Annotated in this window: 19 protein-coding genes and 1 pseudogene; 4 read left to right on the forward strand and 16 right to left on the reverse strand. The window is 70.7% G+C overall.

From position 1 onward, the window contains the following. Nucleotides 1–10: 10 nt before the first annotated feature. The 5 genes and pseudogenes from H7A72_RS08310 to H7A72_RS08330 all read right to left on the reverse strand — a co-directional run bounded on the left by H7A72_RS08310 (nucleotide 11) and on the right by H7A72_RS08330 (nucleotide 6,703). The gene (locus H7A72_RS08310; protein ID WP_185222342.1) at nucleotides 11–1,894 is read right to left on the reverse strand and encodes an ABC transporter ATP-binding protein; all 1,884 of its coding nucleotides are present in this window, start codon (nucleotides 1,892–1,894) and stop codon (nucleotides 11–13) included. Between the two features lie 80 nt (nucleotides 1,895–1,974). Further along, on the reverse strand, nucleotides 1,975–2,622 hold the full coding sequence (locus H7A72_RS08315) for a sirohydrochlorin chelatase (protein ID WP_084451615.1): 648 nt from the start codon (nucleotides 2,620–2,622) through the stop codon (nucleotides 1,975–1,977). Between the two features lie 4 nt (nucleotides 2,623–2,626). Next, the gene (locus H7A72_RS08320) at nucleotides 2,627–3,367 is read right to left on the reverse strand and encodes a phosphoadenylyl-sulfate reductase (protein WP_084451617.1); all 741 of its coding nucleotides are present in this window, start codon (nucleotides 3,365–3,367) and stop codon (nucleotides 2,627–2,629) included. Then, nucleotides 3,364–5,013: a nitrite/sulfite reductase gene (locus H7A72_RS08325; RefSeq protein WP_143445566.1), complete on the reverse strand. Its 1,650-nt coding sequence runs from the start codon at nucleotides 5,011–5,013 to the stop codon at nucleotides 3,364–3,366. Before H7A72_RS08325 ends, H7A72_RS08320 begins: the two co-directional genes overlap by 4 nt. Nucleotides 5,014–5,102: 89 nt before the next feature. Next, nucleotides 5,103–6,703, reverse strand: a pseudogene (locus H7A72_RS08330) (ABC-F family ATP-binding cassette domain-containing protein). 118 nt (nucleotides 6,704–6,821) lie between these two features. Here H7A72_RS08330 and H7A72_RS08335 point away from each other — a divergent pair. Beyond that, nucleotides 6,822–7,745, forward strand: coding sequence for a neutral zinc metallopeptidase (locus H7A72_RS08335; protein ID WP_185220239.1), 924 nt, complete (start codon nucleotides 6,822–6,824; stop codon nucleotides 7,743–7,745). A 10-nt stretch (nucleotides 7,746–7,755) separates the two neighbouring features. Here the strand turns inward: H7A72_RS08335 and H7A72_RS08340 are convergent, their stop codons facing one another. The 10 genes from H7A72_RS08340 to H7A72_RS08385 all read right to left on the reverse strand — a co-directional run bounded on the left by H7A72_RS08340 (nucleotide 7,756) and on the right by H7A72_RS08385 (nucleotide 16,692). Continuing rightward, nucleotides 7,756–9,471: a BNR-4 repeat-containing protein gene (locus tag H7A72_RS08340; RefSeq protein ID WP_185220240.1), complete on the reverse strand. Its 1,716-nt coding sequence runs from the start codon at nucleotides 9,469–9,471 to the stop codon at nucleotides 7,756–7,758. A 114-nt stretch (nucleotides 9,472–9,585) separates the two neighbouring features. Further along, nucleotides 9,586–10,146 (reverse strand): acVLRF1 family peptidyl-tRNA hydrolase, encoded by a 561-nt coding sequence (locus H7A72_RS08345; protein WP_185220241.1) that lies wholly within the window; start codon nucleotides 10,144–10,146, stop codon nucleotides 9,586–9,588. A gap of 13 nt (nucleotides 10,147–10,159) precedes the next feature. Beyond that, nucleotides 10,160–10,489 (reverse strand): metal-sulfur cluster assembly factor, encoded by a 330-nt coding sequence (locus H7A72_RS08350; RefSeq protein WP_072624667.1) that lies wholly within the window; start codon nucleotides 10,487–10,489, stop codon nucleotides 10,160–10,162. Then, the gene (sufU, locus tag H7A72_RS08355) at nucleotides 10,486–10,956 is read right to left on the reverse strand and encodes a Fe-S cluster assembly sulfur transfer protein SufU (RefSeq protein WP_084451629.1); all 471 of its coding nucleotides are present in this window, start codon (nucleotides 10,954–10,956) and stop codon (nucleotides 10,486–10,488) included. The genes H7A72_RS08350 and sufU overlap by 4 nt, the downstream gene beginning before the upstream one ends. Next, nucleotides 10,956–12,236 carry a SufS family cysteine desulfurase gene (locus tag H7A72_RS08360; protein ID WP_185220242.1) on the reverse strand — a complete coding sequence of 427 codons (1,281 nt, stop codon included), beginning with the start codon at nucleotides 12,234–12,236 and terminating at the stop codon, nucleotides 10,956–10,958. The genes sufU and H7A72_RS08360 overlap by 1 nt, the downstream gene beginning before the upstream one ends. Nucleotides 12,237–12,238: 2 nt before the next feature. After that, nucleotides 12,239–13,018, reverse strand: coding sequence for a Fe-S cluster assembly ATPase SufC (gene sufC, locus H7A72_RS08365; protein ID WP_072624670.1), 780 nt, complete (start codon nucleotides 13,016–13,018; stop codon nucleotides 12,239–12,241). A gap of 29 nt (nucleotides 13,019–13,047) precedes the next feature. Beyond that, nucleotides 13,048–13,383 carry a non-heme iron oxygenase ferredoxin subunit gene (locus H7A72_RS08370; protein WP_084451633.1) on the reverse strand — a complete coding sequence of 112 codons (336 nt, stop codon included), beginning with the start codon at nucleotides 13,381–13,383 and terminating at the stop codon, nucleotides 13,048–13,050. Beyond that, the gene (gene sufD / locus H7A72_RS08375) at nucleotides 13,380–14,549 is read right to left on the reverse strand and encodes a Fe-S cluster assembly protein SufD (protein ID WP_084451635.1); all 1,170 of its coding nucleotides are present in this window, start codon (nucleotides 14,547–14,549) and stop codon (nucleotides 13,380–13,382) included. Before sufD ends, H7A72_RS08370 begins: the two co-directional genes overlap by 4 nt. Next, the gene (gene sufB, locus H7A72_RS08380; protein WP_084451636.1) at nucleotides 14,549–15,970 is read right to left on the reverse strand and encodes a Fe-S cluster assembly protein SufB; all 1,422 of its coding nucleotides are present in this window, start codon (nucleotides 15,968–15,970) and stop codon (nucleotides 14,549–14,551) included. The genes sufD and sufB overlap by 1 nt, the downstream gene beginning before the upstream one ends. Next, nucleotides 15,967–16,692, reverse strand: coding sequence for a metalloregulator ArsR/SmtB family transcription factor (locus H7A72_RS08385; RefSeq protein WP_084451638.1), 726 nt, complete (start codon nucleotides 16,690–16,692; stop codon nucleotides 15,967–15,969). The genes sufB and H7A72_RS08385 overlap by 4 nt, the downstream gene beginning before the upstream one ends. A gap of 87 nt (nucleotides 16,693–16,779) precedes the next feature. On the opposite strand from H7A72_RS08385, the gene H7A72_RS08390 reads away from it, so the two are divergent. The 3 genes from H7A72_RS08390 to H7A72_RS08400 are packed head-to-tail and all read left to right on the forward strand — an operon-like array spanning nucleotide 16,780 to nucleotide 19,198. Continuing rightward, nucleotides 16,780–17,490 carry an ABC transporter ATP-binding protein gene (locus H7A72_RS08390; protein ID WP_084451640.1) on the forward strand — a complete coding sequence of 237 codons (711 nt, stop codon included), beginning with the start codon at nucleotides 16,780–16,782 and terminating at the stop codon, nucleotides 17,488–17,490. Continuing rightward, a complete protein-coding gene (locus tag H7A72_RS08395; protein WP_084451642.1) occupies nucleotides 17,480–18,232 on the forward strand; it encodes an ABC transporter permease in 753 nt (250 codons plus the stop codon). The genes H7A72_RS08390 and H7A72_RS08395 overlap by 11 nt, the downstream gene beginning before the upstream one ends. 54 nt (nucleotides 18,233–18,286) lie before the next feature. Further along, nucleotides 18,287–19,198: a heme A synthase gene (locus H7A72_RS08400; RefSeq protein WP_084451644.1), complete on the forward strand. Its 912-nt coding sequence runs from the start codon at nucleotides 18,287–18,289 to the stop codon at nucleotides 19,196–19,198. Nucleotides 19,199–19,413: 215 nt separating this feature from the next. Here the strand turns inward: H7A72_RS08400 and H7A72_RS08405 are convergent, their stop codons facing one another. Next, nucleotides 19,414–20,364, reverse strand: a complete 951-nt coding sequence (locus tag H7A72_RS08405) for a heme o synthase (protein ID WP_185220243.1) — start codon at nucleotides 20,362–20,364, stop codon at nucleotides 19,414–19,416. Between the last annotated feature and the right edge of the window lie 240 nt (nucleotides 20,365–20,604).

Genomic DNA, 20,604 nt, shown 5'->3' on the forward strand with positions numbered 1-20,604 from the left:
CGACGTCTCGTCACCCGACCTCGACCGGGTCGGCCTCCCCGTCGAACTGCGTGGCGTGGAGCATCGCGTACATCCCGCGGGCAGACAGCAGCTGCTCGTGGGTGCCGCGCTCGACGACCCGCCCACCGTCGACGACGAGGATCTGGTCGGCGACCCGGATCGTCGACAACCGGTGGGCGATGACGATCGCCGTCCGGCCCTCGAGGGCGGTGTCCAGGGCACGCTGCACGGCGACCTCCGACTCGCTGTCGAGGTGAGCGGTCGCCTCGTCGAGGATGAGCACGGCGGGCGACTTCAGCAGGAGGCGGGCGATGGCGAAGCGCTGCTTCTCTCCCCCGGACAGGCGGTGACCACGGTCGCCGACCACGGTGTCGAGACCGGCCGGCAGCGCCGCGACGAGGGCGTGGATCTGTGCCGCCCGCAGCGCCTGCCACATCTGCTCCTCGGTCGCCTCGGGCTTGGCGTAGGCGAGGTTGGCCCGGATCGTGTCGTGGAAGAGGTGGGCCTCCTGGGTCACCATGCCGACGGTCGAGCTCACCGACTCGATCGTGGCCTCGCGCAGGTCGCGCCCGCCGATGCGCACTGACCCGTTCGTGGGATCGTAGAAGCGGGTCACGAGCGAGGTGATCGTGCTCTTGCCGGCACCACTCGGCCCGACGAGCGCGATGAGCTGCCCCGGTTCGGCACGCAGGGTCACGCCCTGCAGCACCGGGCCACCCTGCTCGCGGTCGCCGGTCGTGGCGCCCTCGAGGGAGCGCAGCGAGATCGCGTCGGCACCGGGATAGGTGAAGTGGACGTCGTCGAGCTCGACGGACAGGGCCTCGCCCTCGGGCAGCGGCTGCGCGTCGGGTGCCTCGCGGATGCTCGAGGGCATGTCGAGCAGCTCGAAGAGCCGGGCGAAGGAGACGAGCGCCGTGAGGACGTCGACGTGGACGTTGGAGATCGCGGTGAGCGGCCCGTAGAGCCGGGCGAGCAGCGCCGCGAGCGCCAGCAGGGTGCCGACCGTCAGCGTGCCCTCGACGGCCATGAGGCCCCCCACCCCGTAGACCATCGCCGTGGCCAGCGAGGCGAGCGCGGTGAGCATGACGAAGAAGAAGCCCCGGTTGACGGCGATGCGCACCCCGATGTCGCGCACCCGTGCCGCCCGCACGTCGTACTGCTCGATCTCGCGCGCCGGCTGGCCGAAGATCTTGACGAGGAGCGCACCGGCGACGTTGAACCGCTCGGTCATCTGGTTGCCCAGGTCGGCGTTGAGGTTCATCTGCTCGGCGGACAGGCCGGCCAGGCGCCGACCCATCCACTTGGCCGGCAGGACGAAGAAGGGCACGAGGACCAGCGAGGCCAGCGTCAGCTGCCACGAGAGGGCGAACATCGCTCCGAGGATGAGCACCAGCGAGATGACATTGCTGACGACCGACGACAGCACGGTCGTGAAGGCCTGCTGGGCCCCGATGACATCGCTGTTGAGCCGGGTGACGAGCGCGCCGGTCTGCGCGCGGGTGAAGAAGGCGATCGGCTGGCGCAGCACGTGCGCGAAGACCTCGGTGCGCAGGTGGTGGATCAGCCCCTCCCCGATGCGCGCGGACATCCAGCGCTGCACGAGGCTGGTCACGGCCTCGACGACCGCGATGGCCGCGACGAGCAGGGCCAGCGTGATGACCACCCCACGGTCCTGCGGGGTGACGCCGTCGTCGATGAGCCGCTGGAGCAGCAGCGGCACCGCGACGACGGTCATCGAGCCGATGGCGACCAGCGTGAGGAAGGCCGCGATGGTGCCCTTGAAGGGTCTGGCATAGCCGAGGACGCGTCGGGCGGTGCCCTTGGGCAGGGGCGTCGAGCGCGCCTTGTCGCCCGAGCTCATGGACTGCATGAGCCCCCAGGCACTGTTGGTCATCATCGTCGTGGTCTCCTCGTCCTTCCGGGACGTCAACCACGGTGCCGCACACGGGATTCCCGTGCACGCAAAGTCGGCCGTCAGCCCAGGACGCGGTGCAGCACCAGCCGGGCCACGGCCTCGGTGTCCGCGAGTCCCCCCGGGACGAAGGGGGACCCCGTCGCCTCGGCGAGAGCCGCGACCTTGTCGTGGAGCACGCCCTCCGCGAGGGTCGCCGGCACGACGACCCGCCCGCTCGTCGCGCCGGCACGGGGTGCGGCGAGGGTCATGCTCAGCCACCCCGGCCGGGGGTGGGCGTCGAGGAGGGTGCGGATGCTCTGACCGGCCTGACCGGAGCTGGACCCGCCGGCGACGAGCAGGGTGGCGCTCCCTTCGTCGTGGCCCGCGGCGCGCAGCCGCTCGTCGACCGCGTCCAGGAGCAGCGGGTGACCGCCGAGCGCACCGACGACCTGTGCTCTCGCTCCGGTCACGCCGAGCGCCCGGACGGCAGCGGGCACGTCGACCCGCGCGTGGAAGGCCGGCGTGATGAGCATCGGGACGACGGTGACGTCGCCATCGAGCCGGGGCCCGAGCTCCTCCGGTCGTGGGTGGTCGTTCTCGATGTAGACGAGGTGGGTGCTCCCCCGGCCGGCCGCCGCCAAGGGCTCGGCGACCCGGGAGCGCAGCCGCTCCAGGGTCGCCGAGTGGCGCGCGTCGGGCGAACCGTGCGCGAGCAGGACCGTCGTCACGCGCTCACGTGTGCAGGCCGCACTCGACCTTGTCCGTGCCCGACCAGCGGCCGGCCCGGGCGTCCTCGCCCTCGGCGACGGGCCGGGTGCACGGGGCGCAGCCGATCGAGGCGTAGCCGCTCTGCCGCAGGGGGTTGAGGAAGACCGACTGCTCGGCTGCGTACTGGTCAACGTCGTCCTGGGTCCAGGCGGCGATCGGGTTGAGCTTGACCATGCCGCGACGCTCGTCCCAGCCGACGACGGTGATGTCGGTGCGGGTCGGGGCGTCCTCGCGGCGCATGCCGGTCACCCAGGCGTCGTGGTCCTCGAGGGCACGGTTGAGCGGCTCGACCTTGCGCATGGCGCAGCACAGGTTGGGGTCCCGGTCGTGCAGCCTGGGGCCGTGCTCGGCGTCCTGCTCGGCGACGGTGAGCCTGGGGTAGATGGTGCGCAGCCGGATCGGCAGCATCGCCTCGTAGGCGTCGCGCGTGCCGAGGGTCTCGGCGAAGTGGTAGCCGGTGTCGAGGAAGAAGACGTCGGCGCCCTCGAGGGTGGTGCCGACGAGGTGCACGAGCACCTCGTCGCCCATCGAGCTGGCGACCGTCAGGCCGTCACCGAAGGTCTCGTGCGCCCAGGCCAGGGCCCGTCGGCCGATCTCGACTCGGCCCTCGTGGGTGTCGCCCAGCTCGGCCTCGAGTGCGGTGAAGAGCTCCTCGCCCTCGCGGGCCAGGTCGCGCAGGCGGTCGGTCTCGAGGTGCGTGGTCATCGGATGTCCTCCTCATCGGCCCGGCGCACCCACAGGGCGAAGGACTCCCCTTCGTCACGCTGGGCGAGGTAGGTGCGCGCCAGGCGCTCGATGTAGTCGGGCAGGTCGTCGCCGACGACCTTGAGGGCGCGGGTCTTGCGAGCCAGCGCGGTCTCCTCGGCCAAGGCGCCGCCGAGGTGGACCTGGAAGACCTCCTGGTGGGTGCCGTCCTCGCGCTTGTCGAGCATGCCCTTGAGGCCCACGTCGGCGACCTGGCTGCGGGCGCAGCTGTTGGGGCAGCCGTTGAAGTGGATGCTGAAGGGGACGTCGATGGTCAGGCGCTTCTCGAGCTCCTCGACGGTCCACCGGGCGCGGTTCTTGGTGTCGGTCAGGGCCAGCTTGCAGAACTCCAGACCCGTGCACGCGAGGACATTGCGGCGCCACTCGCTGGGGTGGACGTCCAGGTCGATCTCCTTGAGGTCCGTGGCCAGCGCGTCGGCCCGGTCGGGCTCGACGTCGAGGACGAGGATCTTCTGGTGCGGCGTGAAGCGGATCCGCTGGGAGCCGGCCGCCTCGGCGAGATCCGCCAGACGGGTGAGCTTCGTGCCCGTCATGCGACCGGCGATCGGCGCGGCGCCGACCCACACGCGGCCGTCGACCTGCTCGTGGATGCCGACGTGGTCACGGCGACTCCCCTTCGGCGCGACGGCCTCGGGCCCGTCGACGAGACGGCGGCCGAGGTAGTCGTCCTCGAGGACCCGGCGGAACTTCTCCGCGCCCCAGTCGGCCATGAGGAACTTCAGGCGGGCCTTGTTGCGCAGGCGCCGGTAGCCGTGGTCGCGGAAGATCGACGTGACGCCGTGCCACACGGCCGGCACGTCCTCGACGGGCACCCACACGCCGAGCCGCTGGGCGAAGATCGGCTTGACGGACAGGCCGCCACCGACCCACACATCGAAGCCCGGCCCGTGCTCGGGGTGCTCCACGCCGACGAAGGAGATGTCGTTGATCTCGTGGGCGATGTCGAGGACCGGCGAGCCGGAGATCGCCGTCTTGTACTTGCGCGGCAGGTTGGAGAACTCGGGGCTGCCGATGTACTCGCGCTTGATGATCTCCATGGCCGGTGTGCCGTCGATGATCTCGGCCTTGTCGATGCCGGCGACCGGAGAGCCGAGCATCGTGCGCGGGCAGTCGCCGCAGGCCTCGGTGGTCGACAGGCCCACGGACTCGAGGCGGCGCCAGATCTCCGGCACGTCCTCGATGCGCACCCAGTGCAGCTGGATGTTCTGCCGGTCGGAGACGTCGGCGGTGTCGCGGGCGAACTCGGTGCTGATCCCCGCAACGGTGCGCAGCTGCTCGGTGCTCATCCGACCGCCGTCGCTGCGCACGCGCATCATGAAGTACTCGTCGTCGAGGCCGTCCTCGCCGGTGTGCGTGCCGTCGAGGCCCTGCTTGCGCTGGGTGTAGAGGCCCCACCAGCGGAAGCGACCGGACAGGTCGTCCGGGGCGATCGAGGCGAAGCCGCCCTGCGCGTAGACGTCCTCGATCCGGGCGCGCACGTTGAGCGCGTCGTCCTCCTGCTTGAACTCCTCGTTGTGGTTCAGCGGGGTCCGGTCGCCGTCTGCCCAGGCGCCGGTGGACTTCGTGCGGGTGGGGCGGGTCGTCACAGTCACCCGCCCATCCTACGAGCCACCTTATGGATTGCATAACCGCCTGTTATGCGTCTCACCTGCTGGAGCAGGCCGCACGAGGGCGATCAGGCGAGCGTCACCAGATCGCGGTAGTCCGCGCTGTAGAAGTCCTCCACACCGTCGGGCAGCAGCAGGATCCGCTCCGGCTGCAGGGCGTCGACGGCGCCCTCGTCGTGGGTGACGAGGACGACCGCGCCCTTGAAGGTCGACAGCGCCCCGAGGATCTCCTCGCGGCTGGCCGGGTCGAGGTTGTTGGTCGGCTCGTCGAGGAGCAGGACGTTGGCGCTGGAGACGACGAGGAGGGCGAGCGAGAGCCGGGTCTTCTCCCCGCCGGAGAGCACGCCGGCCGGCTTGTCGACGTCGTCGCCGGTGAAGAGGAAGGAGCCGAGCACCTTGCGCACCTCGGTCTCACCGAGGTCCGGCGCGGCCGACTTCATGTTGGCCAGGACCGACCGGTCGACGTCGAGATTTTCGTGCTCCTGGGCGTAGTAGCCGAGCTTGAGCCCGTGCCCCGGCTCGACCTGTCCGGTGTCCGGTGCGTCGACCCCGGCGAGCATCCGCAGCAGCGTCGTCTTGCCGGCACCGTTGAGCCCGAGGACGACGACCTTGCTCCCCCGGTCGATCGCGAGGTCGACGTCGGTGAAGATCTCGAGACTGCCGTAGGAGCGGGACAGGCCGGAGGCGCGAAGGGGGGTCCGCCCGCAGGGTGCGGGGTCGGGGAAGCGCAACTTGGCCACGCGGTCCTGGGTCCGCTCCCCCTCGACGCCGGCGAGCATGCGCTCGGCGCGCTTGATCATCTGCTGCGCCGCGGTGGCCTTGGTCGCCTTGGCCCGCATCTTCTCGGCCTGATCCAGCAGGGCGCCGGCCTTCTTCTGCGCGTTCTGCAGCTCGCGCTTGCGCCGCCGCTCGTCGGTCTCGCGCTGCTGGAGGTAGTTCTTCCAGCCCATGTTGTACTGATCGATCTCGCACCGGTTGGCATCGAGGTGGAAGACGCGGTTGACGACGACCTCGAGCAGGTCGACGTCGTGGCTGATGATGATCAGCCCGCCCTTGTAGTTCTTCAGGTGGTCGCGCAGCCAGGCGATCGAGTCGGCGTCGAGGTGGTTGGTCGGCTCGTCGAGCAGCAGGGTCTCGTTGCCGGAGAAGAGGATGCGGGCGAGCTCCACCCGACGGCGCTGACCACCCGAGAGGGTCTCGAGGCTCTGGTCGAGCCGGGCCTCGTCGATGCCGAGCGCCGAGGCGATGCTCGCGGCCTCGGACTCCGCGGCGTACCCACCCGCCGACTCGAACTCCTCCTGCAGACGGGCGAACCGCGCCATCGCCCGCTCGAGCGTCTCCGGGTCGGCGCTGGCCATCCGCTGCTCGGCCGTCCGGCGGTCGGTGACGATCCGGTCGAGCCCGCGTGCCGAGAGGATGCGCTGCCGGGCCGTGACGGTGAGGTCCCCGGTGCGTGGGTGTCCTGCGGCAGGTAGCCGATCCCGCCGCTCGCGGTGACGCTGCCGGCCGCCGGCTGACCCTGCCCTGCCAGGACCTTGGTCAGGGTGGTCTTGCCGGCGCCGTTGCGTCCCACGAGGCCGACCCGGTCGCCGGGGGCGACCCGGAAGTTCGCTCCCTCCAGGAGGATCCGGGACCCGGCGCGCAGCTCGATGCCGCTGGCTGTGATCACGGGTGGTTCTCCTGCACGTGCGAGGGCTCGGTCGGCGGCTAGTGTAAGTCGCGCGACCGCGCGTTCCCGCATCGGTTGGTCGCGGCGGTCCGGGCCCGCTCCTGATGGAGGTCAGTACATGAGCATCAACGACAACGCCTCGCTCGACACCTCGCGCATGGGCGGCGGGGGTGGCGGCGGGGGCCGTGGCCCGGTCATCGCCGGGGGTGGCGGCATCGTCGGTGTCATCGTCGTCATCGTCGCGCTGCTCATGGGCGCCAATCCCTCGGACCTCGGTGTCGGAGGCCAACCCCAGGAGAGCGCATCGGGCGAGGACACCTGGGTGCAGGACAACTGCAAGACCGGGGCCGACGCCAAGAAGGAGCGCCGCTGCCTGATGGTCCTCGGCGAGAACAGCCTCTACGACTTCTGGAGCGACCAGCCCGACCTGGCCAAGGCCCTCGACGACGCGGGTCAGGACTTCCGCGGGCCCAAGCAGACGGTCGTCTACCAGGGGCAGACGCAGTCCCAGTGCGGCACGGCGAGCAACCAGATCGGTCCCTTCTACTGCCCCCTGGACGAAAAGATCTTCATCGACACCGACTTCTTCGACATCATGGAGAGCCAGCTCGGCGCCGAGGACGGGACCCTCGCCGAGCTCTACGTCCTCGCCCATGAGTACGGCCACCACATCCAGAACGTCTACGGCGTCCTCGAGGAGTCGCAGAAGGACCCGCAGGGCGCCGACTCGGGCGCGGTGCGCGTCGAGCTCATGGCCGACTGCTTCGCGGGCATGTGGATGAAGCACGCGACGCAGACCAAGGACGCCAACGGCGAGGTCCTCATCACCGAGATCAGCGAGGCCGACGTGCGCAATGCCATGGGCGCGGCCAAGTCGGTGGGCGACGACGAGATCCAGAAGAAGTCCGGTGGCGGAGTCAACCCCGAGGGCTGGACCCACGGCTCGGCCAAGGCCCGTCAGGCCTGGCTGCTGCGCGGGATGAAGGCCGACTCGGTCGGCTCGTGCGACACCTTCGAGGTCGCCGACCCCAACAACATCTGAGCCTCCCGAGCTACTTCTTCCTGCCCTCCGACTTGCCGGCGCCCCACTGGCCCTCCGTCGGGGCGAAGACCCACACCGTCGTGCCCTTCGGGTAGTAGCGGTTGATGCTGAACTTCACGTAGCCGGTCGAGCTGGTCCGCGCCGACTTGATGTACTGCTGCGGCTCGCCGGGCTTCTTGACGAGCAGCCAGGTCTTGATGCCGCTGGCAGCCGGCCCCCCAATGCCCTGCTTGACCCGGGCGGAGACGCCCCCACCCGTGGCCCAGGTCTTCGGCCACGTGGCCCGCAGCTCGATCGGCGTCCGCCCGGTCGTCTCGGCGACGATGCCCGTCGAGTAGTCGGTCCAGTCGGTGTAGGAGCCGGTCATCCACATGACCGAGAAGGGCCCCACCGCACCCGCGGGCGCCGCAGGCGTGCGCTGCACGCCCCGCTGGAGGGCGATGGGCCGGGAGAGCCACGACGCGCCCCGGTCGCTCGTCGACAGCTCGGACAGCTGGGTCTCCTCGCCCGCGCGGGTGATGACGTAGGCCGTGTTGGCGTTTCGCGCGTCGAGCGTGATGCCCTCGGGGTACTCCTCCTGCCGCGCGACCGTCCGGGTGGTCCACGAGCCGCTCACGGTGGTCGCCCACTTGTAGGTGTAGCCGCTGCTCCCGGTGGTCCGGTCGGTCGTGGTGAAGGCGACCGTGGGATAGCCACCGGAGCGCAGTCCGAAGTCGTAGACGCGCACCCGACCGTCGAGGCTGCGTCCGTCGTAGATCTGGGTGCCCGAGCGCGGGTAGGCGGGGCGAGCGACGGCCGTGCCGTTGGTCCGACCCAGCTTCTTGGTCGCGGCGTCGTAGGTAAAGTGGTAGAGCGAGTTGTTGACGTCCTGGGCCGGGTGCCCGTCGCTCACGGCCAGATGCATCTGCTTCCAGCCCGAGGAGGCCGCCTCGAGGTAGGGCCAGGTGCGCAGCCCGCCCCCGGAGTTCTTGAAGAGCTGGACGGGAGCGGACCAGTTGACGAGGTCCTTGCTCGTCGAGACGACCCAGTTCTGGTCGGAGTAGCGACGGGTGAGCACGTGGTACTGGTTGCTCACGCCGCGCATCCGGAAGACCTGGACGTACGTCGACTTCGCATTTTCCATGCTCGAGCCCTTGAGCTTGCGCACCGCCGACATCTTCGTGACGTCACCCGCGGTGTTGCTCACGCGGTACTGCACCGGCGCCTTGCCGTGGCCTCCCCAGAAGGCCGCGATCCGCCCGTCAGCCGTCTCGACGAGGCCAGGGACGTTGTGGTCGTCGCGCAGCTGGTACTGGCTCAGCGTCGTCGTGGCCATCCGCTGGTCGGCCTTGCTCAGCGAGGTGAGCATGACCGAGCCCGCCCTGGTGACGTAGGCGAAGTAGGTGTAACGCGAGGTCTGCAGGACCCGCGGGTCGGAGTACCAGGTCCATGCGCCGTTGGAGGTCATCCGCACCGTGCGCGCCTCGAGCGAGTCGGCCGTGGCCGGCGCCGCCGCCACGGGCTGCGCCGGCTGCTCGGCGGTCTGGAGCGACTCGTCGGCCACCGAGTCGGCGACCCGCTGCTGCTGGGCCGTGGCGCGCTGGGTCATCGGCGTGCCCTTGGCGGCGGGCGGGACGGGGTCCGGCGGTGCCTGCTGCGCCTGCGGCGCGGTGGTCGCCGCTGGCGGTGGTGCCGCCACGGCGGCGGTCCCCGTCAGCAGGGCCGCCACGAGGGCGACGGTGGACATGACGGCAGTACGTGAAGAGCGCACGGTGCTTCCCCCGAAGGAATGTGGCAAGGCTCTCCCCGTCCTCGCCTACGCGCGCAGATTACACCCGCCGACGCGCTCCCCTGCGCAGGCTCAGTCGCTGATCTGCAGCCGCACGCACCGGGATCGTCGCGCGGCCTCCTGGAGCACCACAAGCCGCGGGTCGGGCAGGTCCCACAGGGTGCGCTGCGGCAGGTCGCGCAGGTGCGCCAGGCGCGGGTCCTCGAGCACCTGCTCGGCCATCCGCCGGTCGCCTCCGAGGACGAGGGCGTCGACCGCGTCCCGCCCCAGATGACGAAGGGAGATCTCCCGCACCTTGTCGAGCACCCCGTCGGCCTGGTTGCCGCGACGCCGGGCGTAGCGCTGCTGGCTCCACCCGCCCTTCTTCGTCCGGGACTGGACGTAGGCGGTGCCGCACGTGTGGGCGGTGAGGTCACCCCCTTCGTCACGGCCCACGGCGTACCCGCCGCGCCGCACGAGGACCAGACCGATCCGCTGGTGCTCGAAGCGCTCCCCCGTCGCCGTGGCGCCGTCACCGCCGGTGAGCACGACGGTGCCCGGCCCGTCGGCGCGCGTGACGCCGTCGTGCCGGGCACCGAAGCCCTCGACCCACCGGTCGAGCCGAGCCCGGTCGACCTCGACCGTGCGGGTCATCGTGAGGAGTGGCTCAGATGTTGAAGCCGAGCGCGCGCAGCTGCTCGCGACCGTCGTCGGTGATCTTGTCGGGGCCCCACGGCGGCATCCACACCCAGTTGATCCGGGCGTCGGCGACAATGTCCGACAGCGCCCCGTCGACCTGGTCCTCGATGACGTCGGTCAGCGGGCAGGCGGCGGAGGTGAGGGTCATGTCGATGACTGCGTGGTTCTGCGGGTCGACGGTGATGCCGTAGACGAGACCGAGGTCGACGACGTTGATGCCGAGCTCGGGGTCGACGACGTCGCGCAGGGCCTCCTCGACATCGGCGACATTGCTCGGGGTCGGTGCCTGGGCGGTCATGCGGACTCTCCTTCGGTCGTGCTGGGGACGTCGACGCCGGCCTGGGCCAGGGCGTCGGTGAGGGCCATCCAGCCGAGCAGCGCGCACTTGACGCGTGCCGGGTACTGGGCGACACCGGCCAGGGCGACACCGTCGCCGATGACCTCCTCGTCGCCCGGGTCCTGACCACGGCTGGTCAGCATGTGCCGCATCGCGGCGTGGACGTCCATGGCGTCATGGATCACCTCACCGGTGACCTCCTCGGCGAGGATCGAGGTGCTCGCCATGGAGATCGAGCAGCCCATGGCCTCGTAGGAGATGTCGGTGATGTGGGCGTCGGGGCCGGTGCCGTCGAGGTGGACGCGCAGCGTCACCTCGTCGCCACAGGTCGGGTTGACGTGGTGCACCTCGGCGACGTGCCCCTCACGCAGGCCATGGCCGACCTTGCGCTTGGAGTGGTCGAGGATGAGCTCCTGGTAGAGGTCCATCAGGCGGCCCCCCGATCGATGCCGAAGATCTCGGGCACCCGGTCGAGCGCCGCGACGAGCGCGTCGATCTCGGCGGGGGTGTTGTAGACGGCCAGCGAGGCGCGGGTGGTCGCCGCGACGCCGAAGCTGCGGTGCAGCGGCCACGCGCAGTGGTGGCCGACGCGCACGGCGACGCCCTGGTCGTCGAGGACCTGGCCGACGTCGTGGGCGTGCACCCCGTCGACGACGAAGGAGACGGCCGAGCCGCGGTGGTCGGTGTCGGCGGGGCCGACGAGACGCACCCACGGGCGCTGCGCGAGCGAGTCGAGCAGCCGCGCGGTGAGCGCCTGCTCGTGCTGGGCAATGCGCTCGACGCCGATGTCACGCATCCAGCGGACGGCGGCGCCCAGACCGATGGCCTGGCTGGTCATCGGCACACCGGCCTCGAAGCGCGTGGGCGGCGGGGCGTAGGTGCTGCCCTCCATGCGCACGATCTCGATCATCGAGCCGCCGGTGAGGAAGGCGGGCATCTGCTCGAGCAGGTCGTAGCGACCCCAGAGCACGCCGATGCCGCTCGGGCCGTACATCTTGTGGCCGGAGAAGGCGAGCAGGTCGACACCCAGCTCGGTGACGTCGACGGGCAGGTGCGGCACCGACTGGCACGCGTCGAGGACCGTGATGGCTCCGACGGCGCGGGCGGCGGCGACGACCCGCGGGACGTCGGTGATGGCGCCGAGGACGTTGGACGCGTGCGTGAAGGCCACGACCTTGGTCCGCTCGGTGACCATCTCGTCGAGCTGGTCGAGGTCGAGCCGGCCCTCGGTCGTCACGCCGATCCAGCGCAGGGTCGCGCCGGTGCGTCGGCACAGCTCCTGCCACGGGATGAGGTTGGCGTGGTGCTCGGCCTCGGTGATGAGCACTTCGTCGCCCTCACCGAGACGAAGGGGGGACCCCGCCTCGGCGTTGGAGAAGGCATAGGCGGCGAGGTTGAGCGCCTCGGTCGCGTTCTTGGTGAAGACCACCTCGCGCGGCTGGGCGCCGATGAGCCCGGCGATGTCGGCCCTGGCGCTCTCGTAGGCCTCGGTGGCCTCCTCGGACAGCGCGTGGGCACCACGGTGCGGCGCGGAGTTGGCGGTGACGAGGAAGTCGCGCTCGGCGTCGAGGACGGCGAGCGGCTTCTGCGAGGTCGCACCGGAGTCGAGGTAGACCAGCGGCTTGCCCCCGCGCACGGTGCGCTCGAGGATCGGGAACTGACCGCGGATCGCGGCCAGCTCGCCCTCGGGGATCAGCTGCGGCGTCATGGTCAGGCCCCTGCGGTCGTGGCGGGCTCCCCCGTCGCGATGAAGCGGTCGTAACCCTCGGCCTCGAGCTGGTCGGCCAGCTCCGGGCCGCCCTCCTCGGCGATCTTGCCGTCGACGAAGACGTGGACGAACTCGGGCTTGATGTAGCGGAGGATCCGCGTGTAGTGCGTGATGAGCAGGACACCGGCGTCGGTCGACTCCTTGGCGCGGTTGACGCCCTCGGAGACCACGCGCAGCGCGTCGACGTCGAGGCCGGAGTCGGTCTCGTCGAGGACGGCGAACTTCGGCTTGAGCAGCTCCATCTGGAGGATCTCGTGGCGCTTCTTCTCACCACCGGAGAAGCCCTCGTTGACGTTGCGGTCGGCGAAGGAGGAGTCCATGCGCAGCTCGTCCATCGTGCCGCGGACCTCCTTGACCCAGGTGCGCAACTTGGGGGCCTCGCCGTCGATGGCGGTCTTGGCGGTGCGCAGGAAGTTGCTCACCGTGACGCCCGGGACCTCGACGGGGTACTGCATCGCGAGGAAGAGGCCCGCGCGGGCGCGCTCGTCGACGGACATCGACAGCACGTCCTCGCCGTCGAGGGTGACCTCGCCGGAGGTGACGGTGTACTTGGGGTGGCCGGCGATCGAGTAGGCGAGCGTGGACTTGCCGGAGCCGTTGGGGCCCATGATCGCGTGGGTCTCGCCGGACCGGATGGTCAGGGTGACGCCCTTGAGGATCTCCTTGGGGCCGTCTTCTGTCTCGACGCTGACGTGCAGGTCGGTGATCTGGAGCGTTGCCATGTCGGTTCTTTCGGTCGAAGGGGGGGAGGTCAGTCGGCGAGGGCGACGAGCACGTCGCCGGCCTCGGTGACCTGGACGGTGTGGACGGCGACGGGCACGGTCGCCGGCAGGTGGCTGGGGGCGCCGGTGCGCAGGTCGAAGCGCGAGCCGTGCAGCCAGCACTCGATGGCGCAGCCGTCGACCTCGCCCTCGGAGAGCGAGACGTTGGCGTGGGTGCAGGTGTCGTCGACGGCGTGCACGGTGCCGTCGTCGGTGCGCACGATCGCCACGAGGCGGCCACCGATGTCGGCCTTGGCCGCCTCACCCGGGGTCAGCTCGTCGAGGCTGCAGACGCGGATGTAGTCGGGCTCGGCGACGGCACTCATGCCGCACCGCCCTCGAGCTCGACGTCGATCGCGGCCATGATCCGGTCGCTGATCTCCGCGTCACCGATGCGCGCGACGATGCTGTTGAAGAAGCCGCGCACGACGAGGCGACGGGCCTCGTCCTCGGGGATGCCGCGAGCCTGCAGGTAGAAGAGCTGCTGGTCGTCGAAACGCCCGGTCGTCGAGGCGTGCCCGGCGCCGACGATCTCGCCGGTCTCGATCTCGAGGTTGGGCACGGAGTCGGCCCGCGCGCCGTCGGTGAGGACGAGGTTGCGGTTGAGCTCGTAGGTCTCGGTGCCCTCGGCGGCCGCGCGGATCAGCACGTCGCCGACCCACACGGTGTGGGCTGTCTCGCCCTGCAGCGCGCCCTTGTACTCGACATTGCTCGAGCAGTGCGGCGCCTCGTGGTCGACGAAGAGCCGGTGCTCGAGGTGCTGGCCGGCGTCGGCGAAGTAGACGCCCAGGCCCTCGAAGGAGCCACCCGGACCGGCGTAGGTCGCGTTGGTGTTGAGGCGCACGATGCCACCGCCGATCGTCACGGCGATGTGCCGCACGCTCGCGTCACGACCGACGACCACGTCGTGCTGGCCCAGGTGCTGCGCGTCGTCCTCCCAGTCCTGGAGGGAGACGATCGTCAGCTGCGAGCCGTCGCCGGCGAGCACCGAGAGCAGCTCGGTGTAGTCGGCGGTGCCGGAGTGCTCGACGACGATCGTGCCCCGGGCGAAGTGCCCGACACGCACCACGTGGTGGGCGCGGACGGTGTCACCGCCGGTGCCGGTGAGCGAGATGCGCACCGGCTCGGTGAGCTCGGCCTCGGCCGGGATGTCGATGATCGTCACGTCACCACCGGCCGCGGCGACCGCCGCGGCGCGGTCACCGGGGGCCGGCGCACCGAGCGCGCGGGCCTCGTCGGCGGGGACGACCGAGCGGGTGACGCCCTCCGGCAGGTGGTGGGTCACGTCGAGCTCGGCGGACCCGCCGGCGTCCGCCAGCAGGTCGGTGAGGCGCCCGACGGGGGTGAAGCGCCAGTCCTCCTCGCGGCCGGTCGGCAGCTCGAAGTCAGCCACCGACCACGAGCGCGTGCGCTCGGCGCGGGACTGGTCGGGGACCAGGGTGTCGGCGGAGTGGGTGTGGGCCTTGGGGCCCGAGTCAGCCAGAAGGCTCATCAGCCGACGGCTCCTTCCATCTGGAGTTCGATGAGGCGGTTGAGTTCGAGGGCGTACTCCATCGGCAGCTCGCGCGCGATGGGCTCGACGAAGCCGCGCACGATCATCGCCATGGCCTCCTCCTCGCTCAGCCCGCGGGACATGAGGTAGAAGAGCTGGTCGGCCGAGACCTTGGAGACGGTCGCCTCGTGACCCATCTGCACGTCGTCCTCGCGGACGTCGACGTAGGGGTAGGTGTCGGACCGGCTGATCGTGTCGACGAGCAGGGCGTCGCAGACGACGTTGGACTTGCTGTTGGTCGCTCCCTCGAGCACCTGCACCAGGCCCCGGTAGGAGGTGCGACCGCCACCGCGGGCGACCGACTTGGAGACGATCGAGCTCGAGGTGTTGGGCGCCGCGTGCACCATCTTGGCCCCCGCGTCCTGGTGCTGGCCCTCGCCGGCGAAGGCGATCGACAGCGTCTCGCCCTTGGCGTGCTCGCCGAGGAGGAAGCACGCGGGGTACTTCATCGTCACCTTGGAGCCGATGTTGCCGTCGACCCACTCCATCGTGCCGCCCTCGGCGACCGTGGTGCGCTTGGTGACGAGGTTGTAGACGTTGTTGGACCAGTTCTGGATCGTCGTGTAGCGCACTCGCGCGTTCTTCTTCACGACGATCTCGACGACGGCGCTGTGCAGCGAGTCGGTCTTGTAGATCGGGGCGGTGCAGCCCTCGACGTAGTGCACGTAGGAGCCCTCGTCGGCGATGATCAGCGTCCGCTCGAACTGGCCCATGTTCTCGGTGTTGATCCGGAAGTAGGCCTGCAGCGGGATGTCGACGTGGACGCCCGGCGGGACGTAGATGAAGGAGCCACCGGACCAGACTGCGGTGTTGAGCGCGGAGAACTTGTTGTCACCGGCGGGGATGACGGTGCCGAAGTACTCGCGGAAGAGGTCCTCGTGCTCGCGCAGGCCGGTGTCGGTGTCGACGAAGATGACACCCTTCTCCTCCAGGTCCTCGCGGATCTGGTGGTAGACGACCTCCGACTCGTACTGCGCCGCGACACCGGCGACGAGGCGCTGCTTCTCCGCCTCGGGGATGCCGAGCTTGTCGTAGGTGTTCTTGATGTCCTCGGGCAGGTCCTCCCAGGAGGCCGCCTGCTTCTCGGTGGACTTCACGAAGTACTTGATGTTCTGGAAGTCGATGCCGGTGAGGTCGCTGCCCCAGCTGGGCATGGGCTTCTTGTCGAACAGCCGCAGCGACTTCAGGCGCAGGTCACGCATCCACTGCGGCTCGCCCTTGCGGTCGGAGATGTCGCTCACGACGGCCTCGTTGAGGCCACGCTTGGCGCTGGCACCGGCGGTGTCGGCATCGGCCCAGCCGAACTCGTACTTGCCGATGTCCTTGAGCCCTGGGTTGAGCTCTTCGATGTTGGTGCTCATCGGGTGGACCTCTCTGTGTGGGGACGCGCCCCCGCGGTGGGGACGAAGGTGGTGCAGACGTGATCGCCCTGGGCCAGGGTGGCCAGGCGCTGGACGTGGACGCCGAGGAGTCGGCTGAAGGCATCGGTCTCGGCCTCGCACAGCTCCGGGAACTGCGCGGCGACGTGCTGGACCGGGCAGTGGCCCTGGCACAGCTGGAGGCCGACGACGACGTCGTCGCCGACCGTGCGGGCGCTGGCAGCGTAGCCCTCGGAGCGAAGGGCGGTGACGAGGGCCTCGGTGCGAGCCCGGGGGTCGTCGCCCGCGGCCTTGACCTGTGCGGCGCAACGTGCCTCGAGCGCGCTCATGCGCTGGTCGGCGAAGGCGCGCACGCCGTCGGGTCCGATGCTCTCGCGCACGAAGCGGATCGCGTCGACGGCGATCTCGTCGTAGTCGGAGGGGAGTCGGTCGTGGCCGGTGTCGCCGACGACCCACTCGCGGGCGGGGCGCCCGCGGCCGCGCTTGCCGGTGTGGGGTGCGCGGCTGGTGACGGCGCCGGACTCGGCAAGCTGGTCGAGGTGTCGCCGCACGCCGGTGGCGGTCAGCCCGAGGTGGCTGGCCAAGTCGGCGGCGGTGATGGGACCGCGCTCGCTGATCGTCGCCAGGACACGGTCCCGGGTGCGGGCATCGCGGGTCGCCGCGTCGGTGTCCGACGCGCGCAGGTCCCGCGGAGCAATAACCACACATCCATGTTATGTAATTCGGCCGTGGACACAACAAAGGTATGCCTCACCCCACACCCGGGGTCCGGCTGCCTAGACTCCCCTCTCGTGGATCGTGCCGTCGTCGTGGAGGACCTGCGCCGCGTCTTCGGTGACACCGTCGCCCTGGACGGGGCCTCGTGGGGTGCCTCGACGGGGCAGATCACCTGCGTCCTCGGGCCCAACGGTGCCGGCAAGACGACGACCATCGAGTGCCTCGAAGGCCTCCAGCAGCCCGACGGCGGCCGCTGCCGCGTCCTCGGCACCGATCCTTGGCAGGCCTCCGCCGACCACCGTGCCCGCGTCGGCGTCATGCTCCAGGACGGCGGGCTGCCGCAGAGCGTCCCGGCCAGCCGCCTGCTCGCCCACCTCGGCCGGCTCTACCGGACCCACCGCGGTCCGGAGCTCGTCGAGAGACTCGACATCGCCCCCTTCGCCCGGACACCGGTCCGCCGCCTGAGCGGAGGCCAGCGCCAGCGGGTGGCCCTGGCCGCCGCCCTCCTCAGCGACCCCGAGGTCGCCTTCCTCGACGAGCCGACCGCCGGGCTCGACCCGCACGCTCGACTGGCCGTGTGGGACCTCCTGCGCGAGCGACGCGACGAGGGGGTCGCCCTCGTGGTGACGACGCACGGCTTCGAGGAGGCCGAGCGTCTGGCCGACCGGGTCGTCATCCTCGACCGCGGGCGGGTCGTCGCCGACGACACCCCGGCGGCGATCGCCGCCGGCGGACGGCTCGAGGACGCCTACTTCGCCCTGACCGGAGGCCTGCGTGGCAACTGAGTCCCTCTCCCCCGCAGAGCCGCGCGGCCGCCGGGTGCGCGCCCAGGCGCGCTTCGAGGCCGAGATCCTCGTGCGCAACGGCGAGCAGATCCTCGTCGCGCTCGTGCTGCCCGTGCTCGCCCTCCTCGCGCTCCTGGCGAGCCCCTACCCGGAGCTGCCCGCACCCCGCATCGCCCTCGTCGCCCCCGGCGTGCTCGCGCTCGCCGTGGTGTCGACGGCCTTCACCGGCCAGGCGATCCAGACCGGCTTCGACCGCCGCTACGGCGTGCTGCGAATGCTCGCGACCTCACCCGTCGGCACCGACGGCCTGCTCGCGGGCAAGGCCCTGGCGGTGGCCGGGGTCGTCGTCGGCCAGCTCCTCGTGCTCGGGTTGGTCGCCGCGGTCGCCGGCTGGCGGCCCGACCCGCTGGGCCTGCTGATCACCCCCGTGAGCGCGGCGCTGGGTGTGTGGGTCTTCGTCGCCCTCGCCCTGCTGCTGGCCGGGGTCCTGCGGGCCGAGGCCGTGCTGGCGGTGGCCAACCTCGTCTGGGTCCTGCTCGCCGGTGCCGGCGGCCTGCTCCTGCCGGGCGACACCGTCGGTCTCGACGCCGTGGTGCGGTGGCTTCCGTCGGGTGCCCTCGGCGACGCCTTCCGCGACGGTCTCACCGGTGCAGGCGTCCCGCTCGTGCCGTGGCTCGTGCTCGTCGCCTGGGGGGTCGTGCTGAGCCTCGCCGTCGTGCGCACCTTCCGCTGGCGGGACTGACCCCCTTCGGACCCTGTGGTCGGAGCACACCCGGCTACGACATACCGTAGTGGCGTGCCCGAGACCCTCTCCCAGACCGCCCGCACGTGGCTGCCGCGCCTGCTCCTGCTCAACCTGATCGTCGAGATCGGCATCGTCGTCACCGGCGGCCTGGTGCGGCTCACCGGCTCCGGGCTCGGCTGCCCGACCTGGCCCGAGTGCGTCCCCGGCTCCTACGTGCCGACGGTCGAGCAGGAGGAGGGCATCCACAAGCTCATCGAGTTCGGCAACCGCACGCTCACCGGGCTCCTCGGCTTCGTGGCGCTCGCGCTGCTCATCGCGCTCTACCGCTGGGCCCGTGACCGGCGCGAGCTGATCACCGGCACCTGGGTCGTCATGGTCGGCATCGCAGCCCAGGCGATCGTCGGGGGCATCACGGTCCGCACCGGGCTCAACCCCTGGATCGTCGCCTTCCACTTCCTGTGCTCGATGGTGCTCATCGCCGTCTCGGCTTGGCTCTACTGGCGCCAGCAGCAGCCCTCGGGCCGCACGCACTCGCTGCTCCACCCGCTCGTCACCCGACTGCAGTGGCTGCTCGTCGCCGTCGCCGTCGCGGTGCTCGCGCTCGGCACCGTCGTCACCGGCTCCGGCCCGCACTCCGGCGATGCCGAGACGCCGGCCCGCACCGGCTTCGACCCGCGCACCATCTCGTGGCTGCACGCGGACGCCGTGATGCTCTTCGTCGGCATCTGCGTCGCCGTCTGGCTCGGCGCGAAGCTCACCGAGCGGGCCGCCGGTCCCGCCCGCGCCTGGTGGGTCGTCCTGTGGGTCACCCTCGCCCAGGGCCTCGTCGGCTACGTCCAGTACCTGACGAAACTGCCCGAGGTCCTCGTGCTGGCCCACATGCTCGGCGCCAGCCTCCTCGTCGTCGCCATCACCCGCGCGATCGTCCTCTCCCGCACGACGGAGCCCCTGCCGGCCGACTGAGCGCAGGCGGGGAGAGGTATCCCCGACCGGCTCATCGACACGCGATCACCTCGACCCAGCTGACGAAGGGGTGGGTCGGCGCGACTCACGCCGAAGTCGAGCACGACAACTGGACCGCGCCACGACGAAGGACGTCGGCCAGTGCCGACCTGCTCCCTTCGTCAGCGACCAGAGCAGCACGACCCGACCACGCGGGTCGTGCGGGGCCAAGGGGGTCAGGAGAGGCCGGGCAGCGGCAGGTGCAGCAGGGGGTCGATCGCGACGCCGAGGAAGAGCAGTGTCACGTAGGTGATCGAGAAGTGGAAGAGCCGCATCGGCTTGAGCACCGACTGCTTGGCACCACGCCCGGCGGCCGCGAGCAGCCGGTGGGCCTCGGCGACGAAGAGCCCACCGGAGACGAGGGCGGCGACGAGATAGACCCAGCCCATGTCGGCGACCGGGACGAGGGCCAGCGAGGTGAGGACCATCACCCAGGAGTAGGCGACGATCTGGCGCGCGACGGTCGTCATCTGCTCGACGACGGGCAGCATCGGCACCCCGGCCTTGGCGTAGTCGTCGGTGAAGCTCATCGACAGCGGCCAGTAGTGCGGCGGGGTCCAGAAGAAGATGACGAGGAAGAGGATGATCGCCGGCCAGCCGACGGAGTTGGTCACGGCCGACCACCCGATGAGGGTCGGCATGCAGCCGGCGATGCCGCCCCACACGATGTTCTGCGGGGTGCGCCGCTTGAGGATCATCGTGTAGCCGACGGCGTAGAGCACGATCGCGGCGAGCGAGAGCATTGCCGAGAGAGGGTTGACGAGCAGCCACAGCCAGGCGGTGGACAGCGCGGTGAGCACCAGGCCGAAGACCAGCGCCGCCCGGGGCGTGACCTCGCCGGTGACGAGCGGCCGGTTCTGCGTGCGGCCCATCTGGGCGTCGATGTCACGGTCATAGACCATGTTGAAGGTGTTGGCCGCACCGGCGCTCAGGCTGCCGCCGACGAGGGTCAGCACGATGAGGGCGAGCGAGGGGACGCCACGCTCGGCGAGGAACATCACCGGGACCGTCGTCACGAGGAGCAGCTCGATGATGCGCGGCTTGGTGAGCGCCACGTAGGCGGCCACGGTGCGGCGCCAAGGACGGGTCGCCGGCGACAGCTCGCGCGTCGACTCGAGAGTGGTCACGGACTGCCTTTGCCGAAGGGGGTGGGACATGGTCGGGCGGGGCCGCGACCTCTGGGGAGTCTACCCGTGTCGAAGGGTGCTCCGGCCCCCGGGTTGCACTCGTCACCACCCCCCGGGACGGGACTAGTGTGGGCGACAGCACGCACGCTCCCGCAGCAGAAAGGTCATCCGTTGAGCACGGACACCGCCACCTCCCCCAAGGCTCCCGCACGGAAGGCAGCCGGTAGCGCTGCTCCGAAG

The organism is Janibacter sp. YB324 (assembly GCF_014217915.1).
Lineage (GTDB): Bacteria > Actinomycetota > Actinomycetes > Actinomycetales > Dermatophilaceae > Janibacter > Janibacter indicus.

Excerpts from the sequence above, each read along its gene's own strand:
- sufC (WP_072624670.1), bottom strand. The coding sequence starts at position 13,018 with ATGGCAACGCTCCAGATCACCGACCTGCACGTCAGCGTCGAGACAGAA.
- H7A72_RS08320 (WP_084451617.1), bottom strand. The coding sequence starts at position 3,367 with ATGACCACGCACCTCGAGACCGACCGCCTGCGCGACCTGGCCCGCGAG.
- H7A72_RS08335 (WP_185220239.1), top strand. The coding sequence starts at position 6,822 with ATGAGCATCAACGACAACGCCTCGCTCGACACCTCGCGCATGGGCGGC.
- H7A72_RS08345 (WP_185220241.1), bottom strand. The coding sequence starts at position 10,146 with ATGACCCGCACGGTCGAGGTCGACCGGGCTCGGCTCGACCGGTGGGTC.
- H7A72_RS08310 (WP_185222342.1), bottom strand. The coding sequence starts at position 1,894 with ATGACCAACAGTGCCTGGGGGCTCATGCAGTCCATGAGCTCGGGCGAC.
- sufB (WP_084451636.1), bottom strand. The coding sequence starts at position 15,970 with ATGAGCACCAACATCGAAGAGCTCAACCCAGGGCTCAAGGACATCGGC.
- sufU (WP_084451629.1), bottom strand. The coding sequence starts at position 10,956 with ATGGACCTCTACCAGGAGCTCATCCTCGACCACTCCAAGCGCAAGGTC.
- H7A72_RS08350 (WP_072624667.1), bottom strand. The coding sequence starts at position 10,489 with ATGACCGCCCAGGCACCGACCCCGAGCAATGTCGCCGATGTCGAGGAG.
- H7A72_RS08360 (WP_185220242.1), bottom strand. The coding sequence starts at position 12,236 with ATGACGCCGCAGCTGATCCCCGAGGGCGAGCTGGCCGCGATCCGCGGT.
- H7A72_RS08340 (WP_185220240.1), bottom strand. The coding sequence starts at position 9,471 with ATGTCCACCGTCGCCCTCGTGGCGGCCCTGCTGACGGGGACCGCCGCC.
- sufD (WP_084451635.1), bottom strand. The coding sequence starts at position 14,549 with ATGAGCCTTCTGGCTGACTCGGGCCCCAAGGCCCACACCCACTCCGCC.
- H7A72_RS08370 (WP_084451633.1), bottom strand. The coding sequence starts at position 13,383 with ATGAGTGCCGTCGCCGAGCCCGACTACATCCGCGTCTGCAGCCTCGAC.